Genomic DNA, 17632 nt, shown 5'->3' with positions numbered 1-17632 from the left:
CACGGCTATCTACAAAAAGATGCATAGGCGCTGATCCAGGCCTCACCGAGCGCGAGCCGTGGCGCATCGGCTTCCAGGCAAGACCGTCCGGTCGCCAAGGAAGACAGGAATGCCGGCGAACTGGATTTCGTGGCGTGGCGCCTTGAGCACGCCGACCTGCAATGTTCGTGCGGCTAGGCGTGAGATATGAGCCACATCAACCTGTCCGTCCTACGCGCCACACTCCGACTCTACATCGCCGGAGATGCGCCCGCGGCCCGACGAGCGTTGGAAAGCCGGCTGAAGATCCAGGAGTTTGCCGGGGGAATCGAAATCGAGACGGTCGACATTCTCGCGCATCCTGAAGAGGCAGAAAGGGCGGGCATACTGGCGACGCCGACGCTCTCCGATGAGTCGGCCAGCCCTCCGCGCCGCCTGGTCGGCGATATCAGCAACATCGATCAGGTGCTCGATTATTCGGTTATTACAAGAAGGACGGTGGCCATGACCACAGCTGATGTGACCCTCATCGATCCCGTGCTCGACCGCGTCAAGACTGGCATCGAAGCGTTCGACGACCTTGTGATGGGAGGCCTGCCACGCGGGCGCACCACCATTGTCGGGGGCACGCCGGGCAGTGGAAAGACGGTGTTCGCGACCCAGTTTCTCGCCCACGGCATCACCGTTCTCGATGAACCGGGCGTCTTCGTCACCTTTGAGGAATCACCGGCCGATATCGAGGTCAACATGGCCAGCTTCGGCTGGGATATTCGCCGCTGGCGCGAAACGAACAAGCTCGTCTTCGTCGATGCCAGCCCGCGCGACCACGACCAGATGATTGTCGGTAAGTTCGATCTGGCCGGCCTGTTGACGCGTATATTGCACGCGGCGCGAAACGCCGCCGCGCGGCGCATTGTGCTGGACTCGATAACCCAGCTCTTTGATCATTTCGTCGGAGAGCAGACGTCGGTACGGCGGGAACTCATGCGCATTGCGACGGCGCTCAAGAGGGAAGGTCTGACAGTGCTGATGACTGCCGAGCGCAACAGCGAATATGGCGAAATTTCCCGCCACCGGATCGAGGAGTTCGTCGCCGACAATGTGGTGATACTGCGCAATGCGCTCGATCGCGAGCGGCGCAGACGCACTATCGAGGTGCTTAAGATGCGCGGCAGCCGCCATGTCGAAGGGGAGGTGCCGATCACGCTGGTCGTGGAGCAAGGCATAGTCGCAGTGCCCTTATCCTCCTTGCGCCTTGAGCAGCAATCCAGCACGAAACGGGTGACGAGCGGCAACTCAGAGCTCGACCGGATGTGCGGCGGTGGTTTCTTCCGCGATAGCGTCACTCTTGTCAGCGGCGCGACAGGCACTGGAAAGACCCTGTTGGTTACCAATTTTCTCGCTGGCGGTGTAGCGGCTGGTGAGCGTGCGTTGCTGGTCGACTATGAAGAAAGTCGCGGTCAGCTGTTCCGCAATGCGCGCGGCTGGGGCGTCGACGTCGGGGCCATGGAGTCCGACAGTCGGCTGAAGATCGTTTGCATTTACCCGGAGGCCCAGAACCTGCCGGATCATCTTTTGATGATCCGCGAACTCGTTGAGGAATTCAAACCCGACAGGATCGCGATCGACAGCCTGTCGGCTTTGGAACGGATCGCGCCGGAAACCGGCTTCCGCGAATTCCTGATCAGTCTCACCTCTTTTATCAAAAAACGCGAGATCGCTGGTCTTTGCACCGCCACCGACAAATCGCTTGTCGGTGGCCAAAGCGCCAGCGAACAGCATATCTCGACCCTCACAGACTCTATTATCCTGTTGCGCTACATTCAGGAGAGGCATCTCATGAACCGCGGGATCATGGTGCTGAAAATGCGGGGAAGTGAGCACGACAAGCAGATCCGGCGCTTTTCGATCGACGGCACCGGCATGCATCTCGGTGAGCCCTTCGATGGCGCGCCCGACGTGTTCGGGAGCTCCGCCGCAGGTTCTTCAGCAGCGTGAGGAGCACGAGGGCATGGCCCAGAGCACAGCCGAAATCGTCAAACTATCCAACGAGGCATCCCTGACGGGCATCAGCCAACTGAACTTTCGACGTTTGATCGAAAACACGGCCGACGGGATCCTCGTCGTCGACCTGTCGGGCACAGTACTTTACGCGAATCCAGCGGCTGCACGGATCTTCGGCCACTCGCCTGACGATCTCATCCGAGTTCCACTCGGCCTGCCGGTCGTTTCCGGCGAAACCGCCGATATCACCATCCACCGGCCGCGCCGGCCGCCCGCCGATGTAGAGATGCGGACAGTGGAGGTGAGCTGGGACGCAAAGCCTGCACGTCTTGCCAGCCTTCGTGACGTCTCCGCGCAGCGCGCGCAGGAGGAGCGCCGGCGGCAATCGCAGAAGCTCGAAGCGATCGGTCGCCTCGCGGCTGGCATTGTTCACGACATCAACAATCTGATTGCCGCCTTCGAATCGGGGCTGCGGCTTCTGCAGAAGCAGCTTGCCGACGATCCCGCCAGTCCGAACACAGCGATCCTGGTGGAAGAACTGCTCAGGCGAGCGCAAAATGGTGGCGCTCTTGCGCAGCGATTGCTCGCCTTCTCGCGCCGACAGTCGCTTGCCCCCGAAACTGTCGATCTAAACGCACGGATTCAGTCGCTTACCATGCTGCTGGAGCGGACGCTCGGGAGCGGAATTACGATCAGGCGCGATCTGGATCCCGAACTCGGCCCTGTTCTTGTCGATGCGAATCAGCTGGACGTCGCAATTCTCAATTTGGCTGTGAACGCCAAAGACGCCATGGCGGGCAAGGGCACGTTTTCGATCGAGACCAGCAATGCTCCCGAAGACATCGAAGATGTGCGTTCTGTAGCCGCCTCGTTTGTTCGCGTGACAGTTCATGACACGGGCTGCGGCATGAGCAAGGAAATTCTGGCCCAGGCATTCGAGCCCTTCTTCACCACCAAGGGGGAGGGAACGGGACTTGGCCTCAGCCAGGTTTACGGTTTCATCAAGCAGTCCGGGGGACATATACGGATCGAGAGTGCAGTCGGCGAGGGAACAAGCGTTCACCTGTTTCTTCCACGCCGCCAGGAATAACGAATGCCTACATGGTCGCCAGGCCCGAAAAAGCCGAGAGCCCAAGGTGAGACCAACGTCTACAGCCGATCATGAGGTCGCCCATTCCGGTAGGCATGGAATACCAGCGATATACCCACCTCACGCTGCATTGCGCCTGTGTTCAGCGTTAGAAACGGCCAGATTCGCTGCCGCCGTCCCGCGCTCCAGTGCGAGCAGTGCCAGCTCTACTTCGCCGAGCCGCGCCGGGCGCTCGTTCTCCGGTATGCCCTCGCCGGTCGCGAGATCGATCAGATATTCATTCCATGCCCAGTTACGCAGGATGGAGCGTTTCTCTTCGACGGTCAGAAGAGGGTCGGCGACCACGTCCATAGGCGACGTATAGAGCGCCTCCGGGTCAGCCAGCGCCGATCCATAATGCGGGGCCTGCGACACCGCACCGTAGCTGCTTTGCAGCCAGGCCAGCTGAAGGCGATTCCAGACCACATCTGCACCGGCCTGCAGCCGTTTCTCAGCATCCGAGGATGCGCAGCCGGATGTCGCGCCCTCCGAGTTACCTTGGACGACATAGACTAGGCCCTGACGTTCGGCATAATCGATGGCCGATTGAAGTGTCGGGAAGTTCAACTCGACCTGGGTCAGCGTGTCGGGGCCTCCGGTGTAGCCCATCAGCGGCTCGATGACCGGAGCGGCGCGGGCCTCGAATACCAGCCGCCAGCCTTTCGGCCGAGCACGGCCCGAGGTCATGGCCGAGCGACAGGGCTGGTAGATGCGCGCAATCGCATCACGCGGGAACTCGGACTGTCCGAAAGACAGCGCTTTCCGACAATTGTCGTTGGCTGGTCCGGGATGGTGTACAGCTTGGGTAACTCCGCTTCGTTGCGTCTCCATCATTTCATCCCTCCCCATCTGTGAAGGATGGCGCCGGAGGCGGCATGCCACCTCCGGCGCGCGTCACGCATTACTGGTTGATTGCGATCCGCTTCACCTTTGACTGCGCGTTCGGGCTCTTCGGCAGTATCATCGTCAGCACGCCGTTGGCGAAAGACGCTTTGACCTTGTCTTCCTCGACGTCGTAGCCGAGCGGTATGCGCCGCTCGAAGCGGCCGTAGTAGCGCTCGGAGTACTCCTTCTCCTCGACTTCCGACCGCTTTTCGCCACGCAGCGTCAGCACGTCGTCATCGAGCAGGACTTCAATATCCTTCTCCTCGACGCCGGGGACTTCGGCGGTCACGCGAAGTTCGTTGTCCGATTCCGAAATCTCCACCTTCGGCCAGCCGCGTTGAGTGGCGAGAGCTGCCCGAGGGAAGGAAAGCGCGTTCCAAACGTTCGCGAAACGTCGTCGAACAACCTGTTCACCTCGCGATGAAGCGAAAAGAACGGGTTCTGGTCTCCGCCGCGATAGACGCTCGGGGCCTGACTGCCGCTGCGGCCCCAGGGAATGAGATCACGCATATTCATGGTCATTTTACCTCCATGTTCAGCAGCCTCTGGAAGGCACCGACGACCGCCGGTGCCTTGCCTCTTCAGATGTGCGATGCGTCATCAGATGTGCGATGCATCACGCTGCGGTTTTTTCGCCTTCGATCTGCTGCGGCTTCGCCTTTGCCGCGCTGCCGCCGATAGCGATCCGGCGCGGTTTCATCTCTTCAGGAATCTCCCGCTTGAGATCGATGGTGAGCAGCCCGTTCTCGAGGCTGGCGCCGGCCACCTTGACATGGTCGGCCAGTTCGAACCGACGCTCGAAGGCGCGACCGGCAATGCCGCGGTAGAGATACTCGCCATTGTCTTCACCGGTCAGCGATCCGCTCACAACCAGCATATTGGGCTGGTGAGTGATCGTCAGCTCATCCTGCGAGAAGCCGGCCACCACCATGGTGATGCGGTAGTCGTCCTCACCAACCTTGGCGATGTCGTAAGGCGGCCAGTTGTCGATCGTGGTGACGCGGCTCGCATTCTCAAGCATGTTGAAAATGCGGTCGAAGCCGACGCTTGACCGGAACAGGGGTGTAAAATCGAGGTTCGTCCTCATAGCCACATCCTCCTTTGAGCAACATGGATACAGGATGACGCCAAGAGCCTTGACGCCTCCTGGACTTGCGCCGGCCCCATTCGGCGACCGGCGATTATTGATTTAGAACAGCGGGTTGCAGCTTCAAGAGGCACATAGGAAAATTTTTAAAGAGACGCAGTCCCTTTAGGTGCTGGAGTGGCTCCGAGGCATGCGACTGCAGTGAGCCGCTCATCACAGATGCACACCATTCAAGCAAAAACCCGCCCCGGTCTCCGGAACGGGTCTGTTGCCTGAGGCGGAGCGCAACACGTGTCCGCACAGCAAGGTCGCCTTGGGTTGCTGAAGATCTGGTTAACCGGCCAAATTTGATTCAAATCCGCTTGTGGATATTTGCGCTTGGGTAAGTCAAGATGGCCATCCTTGTCGGACGGCGGGCAAAAGGAGAATCCATAACTAGCGACTTTGCCGCCGCCCACCTCCATCTTGAACGAGCCTGCTACTATTTGCGCGGTGATGACGAGACGAGCAACACGGCTCGTGCGGCTCTGGATATTCTGATCGATGCCATTGTCGCAGCACAGTACAAGCGTCCGCCCGCAGACGTGGTGGAATTTCCCAGAATGGCAACGCGGCGATAGCCGGCGAGCCGGCCCGGGGGTCTACGAAACCGCCCGCTCGATCGCCTGCGTCAGCACGCGATTTCCCTCAAGACCGGAAGGTCCAGTGTCTGATCCCTCTGCAGTGCAGTTCGAACTCGGATCGCACTCTTGTGCCTCTGTTCCGAGGATTGGGGCCGGGGTATTCTCGCCGCGGTCCAATGGGCTGAAATGTCCCGGGGAGGAGATTGCGATGGCTGAGGCAGCACGTCACGACGCTTGGCAGGCCGGAGATAGCTACGACCTTTATATGGGGCGATGGAGCCGTCAGATCGCTCCATTGTTCCTGGACTGGCTCGATCCGGCGGAGGGTCTGGACTGGCTGGAGGTGGGTTGCGGAACCGGTGCGCTTTCTGCAGCCATCCTGGCGCGCTGCAACCCCAGGAACCTGGTGTCCATAGACCCATCGGAGGGTTTTCTCGCCAAGGCGCGTGCAAACGTGCCGGATAAACGTGTCGAGTTTCTCGCACGCGATGCGCAGGCCCTCACTGTCGAATCGGACAGCAAGGACATGATCGTGTCGGCGCTTGTCCTCAACTTCATCCCCGACAAGCAAAAGGCGCTCGCCGAGATGAGGCGGGTGGCCCGCCGCGGAGCGACGATTGGGTTCTATGTGTGGGATTACCCCGGCGGCGGGGTGGAATTCATGCGGGCCTTCTGGACCGCTGCGACGGCGCTTGACCCCGGCGCCATCGACCTTACCGAAGACAGGCGTTTTCCATTTTGCACACAAGACGGATTGACCGATCTCGCGGAGAAGGCGGGCCTGGTTTCCATCGACTCCACGCGGGTTGAAATGCCGGCAGTGTTCAAGGACTTTGAAGACTACTGGCACCCCTTCACCCTGGGTGCGGGGCCGGCGCCCGGCTACTGTATGAGCCTCGCCCCCGAGGCTCGCCAGAGATTGATGGAGAGGCTCCGCGATAGCCTGCCGCGCGGCGAGGACGGGTCCATTCCCCTGAAAACCAGAGCCTGGGCAGTCAAGGCCAAGGTTTGACTGCGAGCCCCACGTCGCGCCAGACCGGCAGGCCGCCAACCGTACACTGCCTGCGCAAAGTTCGGGTTGACCGGCCTTGTACGCGAAGCGACTATTCGTCTGGACAGGCCGAGATGCAGGCTGCAGGAGGAAATGCGATGGACGAGCCAGATCAGTGGCGTCACATGTCGAGCGCGCCAAGGGATGGCAGCCGAATCCTGGTCACGGTTCGGCCGTCGGAACAGGGGCCGGCGGAAGTCGACCTGGCTTACTGGTCTCGGGCCGACCAGTTCGGCAGCGAGGGGTGGCGCGCTTCCGACTCGTCGCCCGGACGTGTGGTTGAATACGCCGAACCCGAGCTGAAGTGCTGGATGCCGCTGCCGACAGCCAATCTGAGCAAGGGTTCATTGCCGAGCCCCTGGGACGAAGAAGACGTCCCGCTGCTGGATGGGTCGGGGATATGAGGCCTCCCCTTGTGGGCCCCTTGTGGGAAAAGTGGATAGCGCCGACGTCGAAGCTGCCGATCTCCCCACTTGTGGGGGAGATGTCCGGCAGGACAGAGGGGGGCGCCGTAGAACGCCAACCTCGATCGCCACAGAGCATTGACAATGCCTCACACGCCATTGCCTCCACGACACCGCGCAAATGCCAAATCGATGCGCAAGGTCATGACCGACGCCGAATTGAAGCTCTGGAACGAGCTTCGCGCGCATCGGCTAATGGGGCTTGGGTTCCGGAGACAATTTCCGATCGCCGGCTATATCGTTGACTTCGTCTGTCCGGAAAAGAAACTCGTCGTCGAAGTCGACGGATCCCAGCATGCGGAAGCCAATGCTGTCGCAAGCGAGGAAGCAAGGACGAAGCGTCTGGAACAAGACGGCTGGATGATACTGCGCTTCTGGAACGACGACGTCATCCGCGACATCAACAATGTCTGCCAGCACATTGTCATTGCGGCTGGCCTGGGGCGTGCGTCTGAATGAACGGCCGGCGCGGGATGCAACCACGGCAAGGCCGGCGGGACAGCGCCCCCCTCTGTCCTGCCGGACATCTCCCCCACAAGGGGGAGATTGGCAGCTTCGCCGTCGGATCCTCAAGCTTGCCTCCACGCCCCCTCAGAACAGGAACGCTGCCGTGACGGGGTTCGGGCCTGTACGACCGTCTGATGAATCCATGCCTCGAATGAGCTCGAGGTCTGCCGCGTCCAATTCGAAATCGAAGATATCGAAGTTCGCGGCGATCCGGTCCTGGTGGATCGACTTTGGAATGACGATCAGCCCTTCCTGAAGATGCCACCGGATGATCACTTGCGCCACGGACTTGCGGTGTTTTCCGGCGATCTTTTCAAGGGTCGGATCGCTCAACAGCCGGCCGCTGCCCAGCGGGCTCCAGCTTTCGATGCGGATGTCGTGCGTCCTGTGAAATTCTCTGATGCCGCGCTGTTGAAACCGGGGATGGAGTTCGATTTGGTTGACTGAGGGCGTGACACCAGTCTCGCCAATGATCCGCTCCAGATGGTCCTGGTTGAAATTCGAAACGCCAATCGACTTGATCCGGTCGCCATTCCTAAGTTCGATCAGCGTCTTCCACGCCTCGACATATTTGCCCTGGCTGGGCACTGGCCAGTGGATCAGAAACAGGTCGATCTGTTCGATCCCGAGCTTGTTCATCGTCTCGTCGAAAGCCCGAAGGGCGGCGTCACGCTGATGTGCGCCGTTGCGCAGTTTCGAGGTGATGAACAACTCGCTTCTCGGCACGCCAGCGGTGCGGATCGCCTGCCCGACGCCTTCCTCGTTCTTGTAGCCTTCGGCGGTGTCGATCAATCTGTAACCGGCCTCGATTCCCCAACTCACCACCTGGCTCGTGATGTCTGGATCGACTTGCCACACGCCAAGGCCGATCTGGGGAATGGCTGAGCCATCATTCAATGTGATCTGTTCAGGTCGATTGAGGGTAATTTGTTCAGGCATGCTCAGGTCCTTCTGCATCACTCCGCCCAGCGCAGTGCTTATCTAGGTTCGGCGTCCGCCAATGCCCAGGCAGCCAAGATACAACGGCTAGCGAAAGGATAATGGCAAGCGAGATCCGGGCGAAGCGATGTATCCTTCCCCCTACATATTGGAGCACATTCGGTGTGTTACTCCCACCGCGCCCGCCGTGTCGGCCGACAGGAGGGCTGATTGAAAGCCCCGGCCAGCTTCTCCCTCAAGCCAATCGAATCACGACCAGCTTGCCGTTCATCGTTGGTACCCGGTGGACCGACATGCTATGCTGTTGCGGCAACCAACTGCAGTCCCAGGTGACTGTCAGGGGATTGAGTTAGGCAACGCTTTCGGTCGTTAAGTCCCGACCGGAAGATTATGCTCGGCGCTGGAATTTCGCATAAAGCAACCGCCCGCAACGTTGTATCTGACTGCCACAGATGCCGCGAAGCTGGCCACGTGGGAGGATATCGTGATCAAGAAACTGGCTTTCGTTTTGTCGTGCGCTGCCGCCTTTTGCGTAACGTCCGCCTTTGCGCAGGACAAAAATCTCGAGAAACTTGGCGGCTTCAAGACCACCGGCACACCGATGATGGAGCCGATCCCGCAGACCGGGGAAAACGCCGAGGCCCTCAAAGCCATTGCAGCGAAGGTCAAAGTTCCGGATGGTTTCAAGGTTACTCTCTATGCCATCGTTCCCGACGCACGTCATCTGGCCGTAGGACCGCAGGGCGTGGTGACCTTTGTCGGTACCCGCAAAGAGCTGGTCTATTCCCTGACCGACCGCAACAAGGACCGCGTCGCCGACGACGTGAAGGTCTTTGCGCCTTCAATCAAAATGACAGTCCCGAACGGCGTCTGTTTCTCCAGAGATGGCCACCTCTACGTCGTCGAACAGAACCGCGTATTGTGGTTCCCGGCGGCCGAGTTTTTCTATGAAGGCCCAGATGTCGCGGCTTTCCCCATCGTGAAGCAGGGCGAGTTGATACCCGCATCCAACGAGAGCTACAATCACACGGCCCGAACCTGCCGCGTCGGGCCCGATAACCGCATCTATATTACCATCGGCCAGCCGTTCAACGTGCCAGCCCCCGAAGTACTCCCGGAATTCGAGAAACTCGGCATCGGCGGCATCATAAGCATGAAGCAGGACGGTACCGACCGCAAAATTTATGCGCGCGGAATGCGCAATCCCCTCGGCCTGGATTTCAACCCAAAGGACAAGACACTTTGGGTGAACGACAATCAGGTCGACGGCATGGGCGACACCATTCCCCCAGGTGAAATGAACCGTGTTACCGGACCGGACCAGAATTTTGGCTTCCCCTGGTATGGCGGCGGCAAGATCCGTACGATTGAGTACAAGGACGCAACAGTGCCCGAAGGCGTGATCTTCCCGGAGGTCGAGCAAGAGGCTCACGCGGCCGATCTCGGGCTGTCGTTCTATACCGGCAAGCAGTTCCCTGAAAAATACCGGAGCGGCATCTTCTCGACCCAGCACGGCTCCTGGAACCGCGTGGACCCGGTGGGCGCTCGGGTGATGTTCACCTCGCTCAAGGCGGACGGCACGGCGGACAAAACTGAAGTGTTCGCTGACGGCTGGCTGAATGAGAATGGCGAGTATCTCGGCCGTCCTGTCGATGTTCAGATGCTCAAAGACGGTTCGCTGCTGGTGTCCGACGATTTAGCCGGGGCCGTCTGGCGGATTTCCTACGGCGATTGACGAATTAGCCAGGCGGCGGCCTCCTGCTGCTGCCTGCTCATTTCCCTATGGACATAGGAGTTCGGGGTGCGGGGTTTGATCATGAGTCTGGCTGCGCTCTTTGCCTGTTCGTCGCTTGCGCAGGCTGGAGGTGATGCCGCTTCGGGCAAAAAAATCATGCTGAAGTGCCAGGTCTGCCATGGCAAGGACGGCATCGCCAAGCTGCCCGAGGCGCCGAACATAGCAGGGCAAAAGGAGGCTTATCTTGTCAAGGCGCTGATGGCCTTCAAGACAGGCGAACGCAAGAACGAGCAGATGACTGTCGTCACCAAGGGCTTGAGCGATGAGGATATAGCTGATGTCGCCGCCTACTATTCATCGATCAAGATCACCGTTCAGGTTCCGCCATGAGACCAGCTCGCAGAGCATCCGCCGCCTGTCTACGTCACCGAGCGATCACGGGTCCCATCCGCCGCTGCCGTACTGACGGGTGATGATCTCGAGAAGGTGACCGTTCGGGTCCTCGAAATAAACGCCGCGGCCGCCGTCGTGATGATTGATCTCGCCCAGCTGCGTCCGGCGAGGGTCAGCCCAGTACGGGAGGTCCCGTTCACGAATCCTATCGAAGATCTCGTCGAACTCGGCTTCGCTGACCAGGAAGGCATAATGCTGCGGCGTGATTTCGCCGTCGGTATCCATGTAGTCGAGATTGGCACCGTTTTCGGTCGTGACCATCTGGAAAGGTCCCCAGCGCCTCGGGGCTGGAAGGCCAAGCATTTCCGCCAGGAACTTTGCCGACGCCTCGCTGTTGCGGGCCGGCAGTATTGTGTGGTTGAAATCGATAGCCATGCTATCACTCCCTTTGATCTCTCTTCGCACGTCGTTGTTTCGCGACTGAAGCGGTGCTGCACGAGATGAGGTCGAAGGCCATGATGCTCAAGCCGGCGTGGCAACATGCCCGATGACCTGCACGGGGTCAGCTTCAAGAATACGGACGATGATCATTTCGCCGCTATCCGGCACCTCGCCAGTCAAGCCGGTGATGTTGACCTGATGCGTGACAAGGACGGCAGGTCCGCCGAAACGCTGCCCGCGGAGCCAGGCCAAAAGCGCAGCGGTGCGCTCCTCGCCGGCCGACCTGTCGCCAAAGAATGAATTGAGCAGTTCGAGAGGCACGACGTAGCCGATCCCGAGCAGGCGAGCGGTTTCCAGGCAGCGGCACCACTGGCTCGAATAGACCGTTGCCGACGAGATGCCATTCGCACGGAACAGGTCGCCGATTGCGCGGGACTGCGCACGACCTTCTTCCGACAGATTCCGCTGGGTGCTGCAATCACCAAGCCTGAAGCCGGGCGGATCGCCGGAGCCTGGGGCTGCGGCATGGCGCAGCACGGCAATGGCGTCTCCGGATCGCAGGGCTGCCCAGAGCGGCTCGGAGGCTTGTGCTTTGCCGAAGGCAGCCGCTCCGAGCGACAGGACAAGAAATCGCCGACGTCCAATTCGCATCTTGCTTCTCACCTTTCCGATAGCGGCTTTGGCAAGTGCCGGCAATGTCTCGATAGAGTGCGCGCTTGCTGTTCGTCTCTATCGGCGCCCGCTGCCGGAGGATATCGGCCAGTTCCGCCTTGATCAGAGGCCTGGCTTCAAGTTGGAGCGGGTCGGTCATTCGGTGGATGTCGGCCGAACCGGAACAATGCTATCTTGCAGGGAGCATTCGGGGAGGCGACGGCATTGACCGAGAGCTTGGAAGCCGAAGGGGGTTGGTCGAATCTGCTGCTCGCGGCAGAAAGCGGCGATGCGGAGGCCGTTCGAGCGGAATTGGCGGCCGGCGCCAATATCAACGAGGCGGACGGCGGCGGCTGGTCAGCCCTTCATCTCGCAGCCCTCAATGCCCGCACCGCGGCGGTCGAGGCGTTGGTCGAACACCCAGCAATCGATGTGAATTCCAGAAACAAATGGAAGAGCACTCCTTTGAGCCTTGCTTCGGCCAAGGGCCACTACGCCTCCATTTTAGCTCTCGTGAAACATCCCGAGATAGAGATCGATGCACGAGCCGACTACTACGGCAGAACGGCCCTTATTGAAGCAGCAAAGAACGGGCATCTGGATGTCGTCAAGTTGCTTGTCGAGAATGACGCCGACGTTAATCTTACTGACAAGACCGGAAGAAACAACGCGCTTATCGAGGCTATCAAGGGACGGCACTACGAGGTCGCGGGACACCTGCTTGATTCCCGGAAAATGAACTTTCTCAACAAGGATATGAGACTGAACGCCCTGATCTGGGCTGGAAGCTGCCATAACCCTCAACTCATCGAAAAGCTGGAAGTCTCGATTCATACTTTCTTCGAAGGCAAGTGAAGCTCCCGCTATGTCCGCAGCCTTGCAGTGGTCGAATTCTTCGATCGCCGCAGGCCGCCTTTGAAGTTCCCTCCAAAATCATTCAACCGAACGGTTGACTATCTGAAAGCGGGCGACTATATTCAACTACATGGTTGAATTAGAGACGCCCCAGATGGACTTGGTTTTTCACGCTCTTGGCGACGGCACCCGCCGGCGGATGCTTCGCGATCTCGCCGGCGGCGAGCGAACGGTAAGCCAGCTGGCGGAACCCTTCGCCATGTCGCTCGCGGCGGCCTCGAAACACATCAAGGCGCTGGAGAATGCCGGGCTTATTCGCCGAGAGGTGAAGGGCCGCACTCATATTTGCCGCTTGGAACCCGGACCGCTGGCCAGCGCCCACCAGTGGCTTGGTTTCTACGAGCGCTTCTGGACCAACCGTCTCGACGTTCTCGAACGCCTCCTTCGCGAGGAGGACGCACGCAAAGCCCCGGGTGATTCCAGGGCCCAAGATGATTCCAAGAAATGGCCCACCTCAAAAGAAGGAGACGACCAATGAACCAGATGAAAAGCATCGAAGCCTATGGCGAGCTGACCGAGCCCGCGACGTTCACCATCCAGCGCCTTTTGCCCGGTCCCATCGAGCGGGTCTGGGCCTATCTCACCGAGAGTGACTTGCGCCGGCAGTGGATGGCTGCGGGCCAGATGGAAATGAAGGCCGGCACGTCGTTCGAACTCGTCTGGCGTAACGACGAGCTGACCGACCCGCCTGGCCAGCGCCCCGCGGGCTTTCCCGAAGAGCATCGGATGGAGGGCCGGATCACCGAGCTCGATGCGCCTTGCAGGCTCGCCATCACTTGGGGAAACACCGGCGGGGTTTCCTTCTTGCTGGAGCCGAAGGGCAACGATGTGCTGCTCACCGTCACCCATCGCCGGCTGCCGGAACGCGAAATCCAGCTCAACGTCACCGCCGGCTGGCACATGCACCTCGACATGCTGGCTGCCCGGCTCGCGGGCAAGACGCCGACCTCGTTCTGGGATGGCTGGAGCCGCCTGCGGGAAGAATACGACCGCCGCCTGCCGGCCTGATACGATCGCGTCGGCCACCCCTGAAGTCACCGTCCAGCCTCCACCGGCATCGGCCCTTGGAGGCTCGCACACCAGCAACGAACCGACGATGAAACGTGCTTGCATTTCGCAAGCCCGATGGAGGAAGTCATGCGCAAATTGATCACCGGAATGAAGATATCAGTCGATGGCAAGATGGAGGGACCCGAGGGTTACGCCGATTGGGTCGACGCGTGGTCGGAGGAGTATGGGCTGACGCCGCAAATCGATGCCTGCCTGATCGGCAGCGTCATGTATGCCGGCTACGAGCAGTACTGGAGCGCGATCCAGAATGAGCCGGACAAGCCGCTGCCGATGACCGGCAAATTGCCGATGCCGGCGGAGCTAGAATGGGCCCGTTTTGCCGAACAGACCCCGCATTATGTGCTGTCGAACACGATGACTTCGGCGCTTTGGCCAAAGACGCGTTTCCTGCGGAGCCTCGAAGACATCGCTGCCCTCAAGCAGCAGCCGGGCAAGGACATCTATCTCATGGGCGGTGCGCGAATGACCGCGAGCCTCATCGATGCCGGGCTGGTGGATGAACTCAGGCTGATCGTCTATCCGCTGCTCGTCGGCGAAGGGAAGGCGCTGTTTGCTACGACACAAAATCGTCGCGAGCTCGAACTGCGGAAGGTTCAGCAGCTTCCCGATGGGCGCGTGAGCCTGATCTATGGGATTGGCTAAAGCGCGTCGCATCTGAGAGGATTCATGCGACGCGCATTAGGTTTTTGTTTTTATGCATGTCGTTATCCCAAAACCGCTGCGCACTTTTGGGCGACATGCATTAACTCAGCCGGTCTTCGCAGATTTCGCGGTGCTGCCCGGCTGAAATTTTCCTGAAAGGCACGTCGCCGGTCAGAGCGAAACCGACAGCCCGCCGTCAACGGCCAGGACATGTCCGTTGACATAGGCGGCGGCGTCGGAGGCGAGAAACACCACGGCTCCGCCGAGCTCCTCAGGCTTGGCCCAGCGGCCCGCCGGAGTTCGTGTCTCGACCCATTTGGTGAAGGCCTCGTCGCTCATAAGTGCCGTATTGAGCTCGGTGGCGAAATAGCCGGGGGCGATCGCGTTGACAGTGATGCCGTGACGGCCCAATTCAGCGGCAGTAGAGCGTGTCAGCCCGTGCAGGCCCGCCTTTGCCGCCACATAGGCGTGAATGGTGGGACGGCCAAGGATCGCCGCAACCGATCCGGTGTTTATGATGCGCCCGAACTTGTTTGGCAGCATCAGGCGCACCGCGTCGCGCATCATGCGGAAGCAAGCCGAAAGATTGACGGCAATCACATGGTTGAAATCCTCGTCCTGCCATTCGACCAACGGACTTCGATGCTGGATGCCGGCGTTGTTGACCAGAATATCGAGGCGGCCGTGGCGTTCGACGATTCCTTCCAGCGACGCCCTCGAGTTCGCCGCGTCGGTGACATCGAACGGCAGGGCTTCGGCCCCGATCCTTTCGGCCGCCGCGGCGAGGGCGGCCGGATCGCGGGCATTGACGATCACCGTCGCGCCGTTTTCCGCAAGTGCCTTGGCCATGGCGAAGCCGAGACCACGCGAAGCACCCGTGACCAACGCGACACGGCCGTTGAGCGAGAACAATTCCGACATTGACATCCCCTGGGAAAAGGGCGGGAGTTTCCTCCCGCCCAATAGCGCTATTTGGCGATGCAGGTATCCGCTGTCTCCGGAGTGCAAATGTCAAGGCCGGTGTAGGTCGGGTCGGCCGGTGGAGCTTTGCCGTCCTTCATGTCCTTCAGTGCCATCATCGTCTTGTAGCCCATCTCGAACGGCCGCTGGCCAACCTGGCCAAGCGAGAACCCTTCCTTCATCTGGTCGATCTGCACGGGAAGCGTGTCGGCGACGACCAGGGCCAGGGCCTTCGAGGCGATCTTGTCCTTGTACGGTGCGACCGCGGCGCGGTTGGCATCGGGGATGAACTGCGGGAAGCCGCCGGTTGGGATGAACGCATCGAGGTTCGGGTTTTTCGCCATGATGTCCTCGAACTGCTGCACCGAGCGCGGGAAGTCATCGTCGGTGTAGAGTGGGCAGCCTTCGATTTCCGTCCAGCCGTTCTGTCCAGTCAGGCGGTCGCCGGGCGAGGCAGCCGACTTGGTCCCCGAAAGCGTGTCGCGAATGCCTTGCATGCGCTCATTGTGGTTGGCCGCCGCCGCGCCACCCGACTGGATACAGATCGTGCCGCCTTTGGGCTTGATCTGCATGGCGAGCTTAGCGAGGTTCGCGCCGATCTCATAATTGTGCGTGCCGATATAGGCGACGCGCAGATCCTTGTTCTCGGGCAGGAGGTCGGAGTCCCAGGTGAGGACCGGGATGCCGGCCTCCTTGGCGGCCTGCAGCGCAACCGCCATCGCCGCGGCGTTCGATGGCGACACGGCGATGCCGTCCACCTTCTTGGCCACGAGATCCTGCACGATCTGTACCTGCTCATCGCCGCCGCCATGCTCGCCGGGGCCAATATACATGCACTCCAGGGCACCATTCGATTCGGCTTCGGCCTTCTTACAGCCGTCGCGTGCCTGATCGAAGAAAGGATTGTTCATGTTCTTTGGCACCAGGGCGAAGGTGTATTTCGCCTCGGCACCGGAAACGGCGAGCACCATTGCGCCAAGCGCGACAGCCGCCGTCAGCAGATGTTTTTTCATGTGATGTTCTCCTCCTTGGTGTGATGTCCCGCAGGCCTCCCGCCGGCGGGTTTCTAGCGGCTTTTTTTGGGCATCAAGGCTGCCAGCGACGCGGCGAGGATCGATTTGCCGCTGGTTTGCATGCCCAAAAGAACCGCAAGAACGATGAAGGCGCCGACGAAGGCACCCTGCCAGTTTGAATCGATGCCGGCCATCAGCAGCGCGTTCCTGATCACCTCGAGGAACGCCGAACCGATGATCGCACCGAAGGCCGTGCCGGCGCCGCCCATGAGGCTGGCGCCGCCAATGACTGTCGCCGCAATGACGCGCAGCTCGTAGCCTTGGCCCATCGCATTGATGGCCGAGCCGTTGTAGCCGAGGAGCAGGAGCGAGGCGACCGAGGCGGTGAAGGCCGAGAAAAGGTAGGCCTGGAATTTGATCCAGTCGACCGGAACGCCGGTGAGCCGTGCCGCCTCCTCATTGCCGCCGATGGCGAACAGATGCCGGGCCCAGGCAGTGAAATTGAACACGAAGCCGACAATCAGCGCCAGGATCACCATGGTCCAGAACTGCGACGACAGTTCCGGTATCCAGTGCGGCGCCCAGTCCTCGGGTCCATGCCGCGGCCATTTCGCCTGACCTATCGCCTTCACGATCGGAGCATCGGGCCCGAACTGGTAGAGCATCTGATTGGCCGAGAATACCACCGCCAGCGAGCGCGCGACGGACAGCATGCCGAGGGTGACCACAAAGGACGGCATTCCGACGTAGGCGACAAAGAATCCATTGACCGCGCCGCAGGCCAGACCGGAGGAAAGGCCCATGGCGAAGGCGACATACCAAGGATAATGCCAGGTGAGGAACAGGCCGGCGACGATGACCACGAGGCCCATGATCGAGCCGACCGACAGATCGATGCCACCGGTGATGATCACAACCGTCATGCCGAGCGCCATGATGCCGAAAGGCGCGAAATTGCGCGTCACATTGGCGACGTTTTCGGAGGTGCCGAAGCTCGGCTCCATCGCTGTCATCAAAATGACGAGCGCGATCAGCGCGATCGTCACCCAGAAGGGCTGACTTGAAATCACGCGTTGGAAAGCGGTCTGTTCCTTGGTCGGGACGAAGTCCGACATGGCCGGCTGTCTGGATTCCCCGGCCGAT

Annotated in this window: 20 protein-coding genes and 1 pseudogene; 12 read left to right on the top strand and 9 right to left on the bottom strand. The window is 60.4% G+C overall.

The window, feature by feature from the left end; translation table 11 throughout:
* Positions 1 to 186: 186 nt before the first annotated feature.
* Both kaiC and AC0L25_RS16985 read left to right on the top strand, forming a co-directional pair.
* Positions 187 to 1977, top strand: a complete 1791-nt coding sequence (gene kaiC, locus AC0L25_RS16990) for a circadian clock protein KaiC (protein ID WP_473596567.1) — start codon at positions 187 to 189, stop codon at positions 1975 to 1977.
* A 13-nt stretch (positions 1978 to 1990) separates the two neighbouring features.
* Entirely contained in the window at positions 1991 to 3073 is a 1083-nt protein-coding gene (locus tag AC0L25_RS16985) for a two-component system sensor histidine kinase NtrB (RefSeq protein WP_473596566.1), read from the top strand.
* A 120-nt stretch (positions 3074 to 3193) separates the two neighbouring features.
* Here AC0L25_RS16985 and AC0L25_RS16980 read toward each other — a convergent pair whose 3' ends face one another.
* The 3 genes and pseudogenes from AC0L25_RS16980 to AC0L25_RS16970 all read right to left on the bottom strand — a co-directional run bounded on the left by AC0L25_RS16980 (position 3194) and on the right by AC0L25_RS16970 (position 5084).
* On the bottom strand, positions 3194 to 3946 hold the full coding sequence (locus tag AC0L25_RS16980; RefSeq protein WP_473596565.1) for an NADH dehydrogenase ubiquinone Fe-S protein 4: 753 nt from the start codon (positions 3944 to 3946) through the stop codon (positions 3194 to 3196).
* Positions 3947 to 4013: 67 nt separating this feature from the next.
* Positions 4014 to 4513: pseudogene (locus AC0L25_RS16975) on the bottom strand (Hsp20/alpha crystallin family protein).
* 100 nt (positions 4514 to 4613) lie between these two features.
* The gene (locus AC0L25_RS16970; protein WP_473596564.1) at positions 4614 to 5084 is read right to left on the bottom strand and encodes an Hsp20 family protein; all 471 of its coding nucleotides are present in this window, start codon (positions 5082 to 5084) and stop codon (positions 4614 to 4616) included.
* A 392-nt stretch (positions 5085 to 5476) separates the two neighbouring features.
* Between AC0L25_RS16970 and AC0L25_RS16965 the strand changes: the two genes are divergently transcribed.
* The 4 genes from AC0L25_RS16965 to AC0L25_RS16950 all read left to right on the top strand — a co-directional run bounded on the left by AC0L25_RS16965 (position 5477) and on the right by AC0L25_RS16950 (position 7681).
* The gene (locus AC0L25_RS16965) at positions 5477 to 5704 is read left to right on the top strand and encodes a hypothetical protein (protein WP_473596563.1); all 228 of its coding nucleotides are present in this window, start codon (positions 5477 to 5479) and stop codon (positions 5702 to 5704) included.
* Positions 5705 to 5915: 211 nt separating this feature from the next.
* On the top strand, positions 5916 to 6719 hold the full coding sequence (locus tag AC0L25_RS16960) for a class I SAM-dependent methyltransferase (RefSeq protein ID WP_473596562.1): 804 nt from the start codon (positions 5916 to 5918) through the stop codon (positions 6717 to 6719).
* A 137-nt stretch (positions 6720 to 6856) separates the two neighbouring features.
* Positions 6857 to 7162: a hypothetical protein gene (locus AC0L25_RS16955; protein ID WP_473596561.1), complete on the top strand. Its 306-nt coding sequence runs from the start codon at positions 6857 to 6859 to the stop codon at positions 7160 to 7162.
* 144 nt (positions 7163 to 7306) lie between these two features.
* Complete coding sequence (locus AC0L25_RS16950; protein ID WP_473596560.1) at positions 7307 to 7681, top strand: endonuclease domain-containing protein; 375 nt, start codon at positions 7307 to 7309, stop codon at positions 7679 to 7681.
* A gap of 132 nt (positions 7682 to 7813) precedes the next feature.
* Here the strand turns inward: AC0L25_RS16950 and AC0L25_RS16945 are convergent, their stop codons facing one another.
* Positions 7814 to 8668, bottom strand: coding sequence for an aldo/keto reductase (locus tag AC0L25_RS16945; RefSeq protein ID WP_473596559.1), 855 nt, complete (start codon positions 8666 to 8668; stop codon positions 7814 to 7816).
* Positions 8669 to 9152: 484 nt separating this feature from the next.
* Between AC0L25_RS16945 and AC0L25_RS16940 the strand changes: the two genes are divergently transcribed.
* Together AC0L25_RS16940 and AC0L25_RS16935 are read left to right on the top strand one after the other, a co-directional pair.
* The gene (locus tag AC0L25_RS16940) at positions 9153 to 10403 is read left to right on the top strand and encodes a PQQ-dependent sugar dehydrogenase (protein ID WP_473596558.1); all 1251 of its coding nucleotides are present in this window, start codon (positions 9153 to 9155) and stop codon (positions 10401 to 10403) included.
* An 81-nt stretch (positions 10404 to 10484) separates the two neighbouring features.
* The gene (locus AC0L25_RS16935) at positions 10485 to 10793 is read left to right on the top strand and encodes a c-type cytochrome (RefSeq protein ID WP_473596557.1); all 309 of its coding nucleotides are present in this window, start codon (positions 10485 to 10487) and stop codon (positions 10791 to 10793) included.
* A 45-nt stretch (positions 10794 to 10838) separates the two neighbouring features.
* Here AC0L25_RS16935 and AC0L25_RS16930 read toward each other — a convergent pair whose 3' ends face one another.
* Together AC0L25_RS16930 and AC0L25_RS16925 are read right to left on the bottom strand one after the other, a co-directional pair.
* Positions 10839 to 11231, bottom strand: a complete 393-nt coding sequence (locus tag AC0L25_RS16930; protein ID WP_473596556.1) for a VOC family protein — start codon at positions 11229 to 11231, stop codon at positions 10839 to 10841.
* Between the two features lie 87 nt (positions 11232 to 11318).
* On the bottom strand, positions 11319 to 11888 hold the full coding sequence (locus tag AC0L25_RS16925) for a histidine phosphatase family protein (protein WP_473596555.1): 570 nt from the start codon (positions 11886 to 11888) through the stop codon (positions 11319 to 11321).
* A gap of 225 nt (positions 11889 to 12113) precedes the next feature.
* Here AC0L25_RS16925 and AC0L25_RS16920 point away from each other — a divergent pair, with 225 nt between their 5' ends.
* From AC0L25_RS16920 to AC0L25_RS16905, 4 genes are all read left to right on the top strand, one after another.
* Positions 12114 to 12743, top strand: coding sequence for an ankyrin repeat domain-containing protein (locus AC0L25_RS16920; RefSeq protein ID WP_473596554.1), 630 nt, complete (start codon positions 12114 to 12116; stop codon positions 12741 to 12743).
* 130 nt (positions 12744 to 12873) lie between these two features.
* Positions 12874 to 13281 (top strand): ArsR/SmtB family transcription factor, encoded by a 408-nt coding sequence (locus AC0L25_RS16915; RefSeq protein ID WP_473596553.1) that lies wholly within the window; start codon positions 12874 to 12876, stop codon positions 13279 to 13281.
* Positions 13278 to 13811 carry an SRPBCC family protein gene (locus AC0L25_RS16910; RefSeq protein WP_473596552.1) on the top strand — a complete coding sequence of 178 codons (534 nt, stop codon included), beginning with the start codon at positions 13278 to 13280 and terminating at the stop codon, positions 13809 to 13811. Before AC0L25_RS16915 ends, AC0L25_RS16910 begins: the two co-directional genes overlap by 4 nt.
* 129 nt (positions 13812 to 13940) lie before the next feature.
* A complete protein-coding gene (locus AC0L25_RS16905; RefSeq protein WP_473596551.1) occupies positions 13941 to 14516 on the top strand; it encodes a dihydrofolate reductase family protein in 576 nt (191 codons plus the stop codon).
* Between the two features lie 171 nt (positions 14517 to 14687).
* Here AC0L25_RS16905 and AC0L25_RS16900 read toward each other — a convergent pair whose 3' ends face one another.
* The 3 genes from AC0L25_RS16900 to AC0L25_RS16890 are packed head-to-tail and all read right to left on the bottom strand — an operon-like array spanning position 14688 to position 17604.
* The gene (locus AC0L25_RS16900) at positions 14688 to 15437 is read right to left on the bottom strand and encodes a glucose 1-dehydrogenase (protein ID WP_473596550.1); all 750 of its coding nucleotides are present in this window, start codon (positions 15435 to 15437) and stop codon (positions 14688 to 14690) included.
* A gap of 47 nt (positions 15438 to 15484) precedes the next feature.
* Complete coding sequence (locus AC0L25_RS16895; RefSeq protein WP_473596549.1) at positions 15485 to 16489, bottom strand: sugar-binding protein; 1005 nt, start codon at positions 16487 to 16489, stop codon at positions 15485 to 15487.
* Positions 16490 to 16542: 53 nt separating this feature from the next.
* Positions 16543 to 17604 carry an ABC transporter permease gene (locus AC0L25_RS16890; RefSeq protein ID WP_473596548.1) on the bottom strand — a complete coding sequence of 354 codons (1062 nt, stop codon included), beginning with the start codon at positions 17602 to 17604 and terminating at the stop codon, positions 16543 to 16545.
* Positions 17605 to 17632 lie beyond the last annotated feature (28 nt).

It is taken from the genome of Mesorhizobium sp. WSM4813, assembly GCF_055811555.1.
Note: the sequence above shows the minus strand (reverse complement) of the source record. Positions and strands in the feature narration are given on the sequence as shown.

Coding starts and splice junctions, on each gene's coding strand:
- AC0L25_RS16905 (WP_473596551.1), top strand. CDS start 13,941: ATGCGCAAATTGATCACCGGAATGAAGATATCAGTCGATGGCAAGATG.
- kaiC (WP_473596567.1), top strand. CDS start 187: ATGAGCCACATCAACCTGTCCGTCCTACGCGCCACACTCCGACTCTAC.
- AC0L25_RS16890 (WP_473596548.1), bottom strand. CDS start 17,604: ATGTCGGACTTCGTCCCGACCAAGGAACAGACCGCTTTCCAACGCGTG.
- AC0L25_RS16900 (WP_473596550.1), bottom strand. CDS start 15,437: ATGTCGGAATTGTTCTCGCTCAACGGCCGTGTCGCGTTGGTCACGGGT.
- AC0L25_RS16925 (WP_473596555.1), bottom strand. CDS start 11,888: ATGCGAATTGGACGTCGGCGATTTCTTGTCCTGTCGCTCGGAGCGGCT.
- AC0L25_RS16895 (WP_473596549.1), bottom strand. CDS start 16,489: ATGAAAAAACATCTGCTGACGGCGGCTGTCGCGCTTGGCGCAATGGTG.
- AC0L25_RS16915 (WP_473596553.1), top strand. CDS start 12,874: ATGGTTGAATTAGAGACGCCCCAGATGGACTTGGTTTTTCACGCTCTT.
- AC0L25_RS16930 (WP_473596556.1), bottom strand. CDS start 11,231: ATGGCTATCGATTTCAACCACACAATACTGCCGGCCCGCAACAGCGAG.
- AC0L25_RS16965 (WP_473596563.1), top strand. CDS start 5,477: ATGGCCATCCTTGTCGGACGGCGGGCAAAAGGAGAATCCATAACTAGC.
- AC0L25_RS16950 (WP_473596560.1), top strand. CDS start 7,307: ATGCCTCACACGCCATTGCCTCCACGACACCGCGCAAATGCCAAATCG.
- AC0L25_RS16985 (WP_473596566.1), top strand. CDS start 1,991: ATGGCCCAGAGCACAGCCGAAATCGTCAAACTATCCAACGAGGCATCC.
- AC0L25_RS16960 (WP_473596562.1), top strand. CDS start 5,916: ATGGCTGAGGCAGCACGTCACGACGCTTGGCAGGCCGGAGATAGCTAC.
- AC0L25_RS16945 (WP_473596559.1), bottom strand. CDS start 8,668: ATGCCTGAACAAATTACCCTCAATCGACCTGAACAGATCACATTGAAT.
- AC0L25_RS16955 (WP_473596561.1), top strand. CDS start 6,857: ATGGACGAGCCAGATCAGTGGCGTCACATGTCGAGCGCGCCAAGGGAT.
- AC0L25_RS16980 (WP_473596565.1), bottom strand. CDS start 3,946: ATGATGGAGACGCAACGAAGCGGAGTTACCCAAGCTGTACACCATCCC.
- AC0L25_RS16935 (WP_473596557.1), top strand. CDS start 10,485: ATGAGTCTGGCTGCGCTCTTTGCCTGTTCGTCGCTTGCGCAGGCTGGA.
- AC0L25_RS16910 (WP_473596552.1), top strand. CDS start 13,278: ATGAACCAGATGAAAAGCATCGAAGCCTATGGCGAGCTGACCGAGCCC.
- AC0L25_RS16970 (WP_473596564.1), bottom strand. CDS start 5,084: ATGAGGACGAACCTCGATTTTACACCCCTGTTCCGGTCAAGCGTCGGC.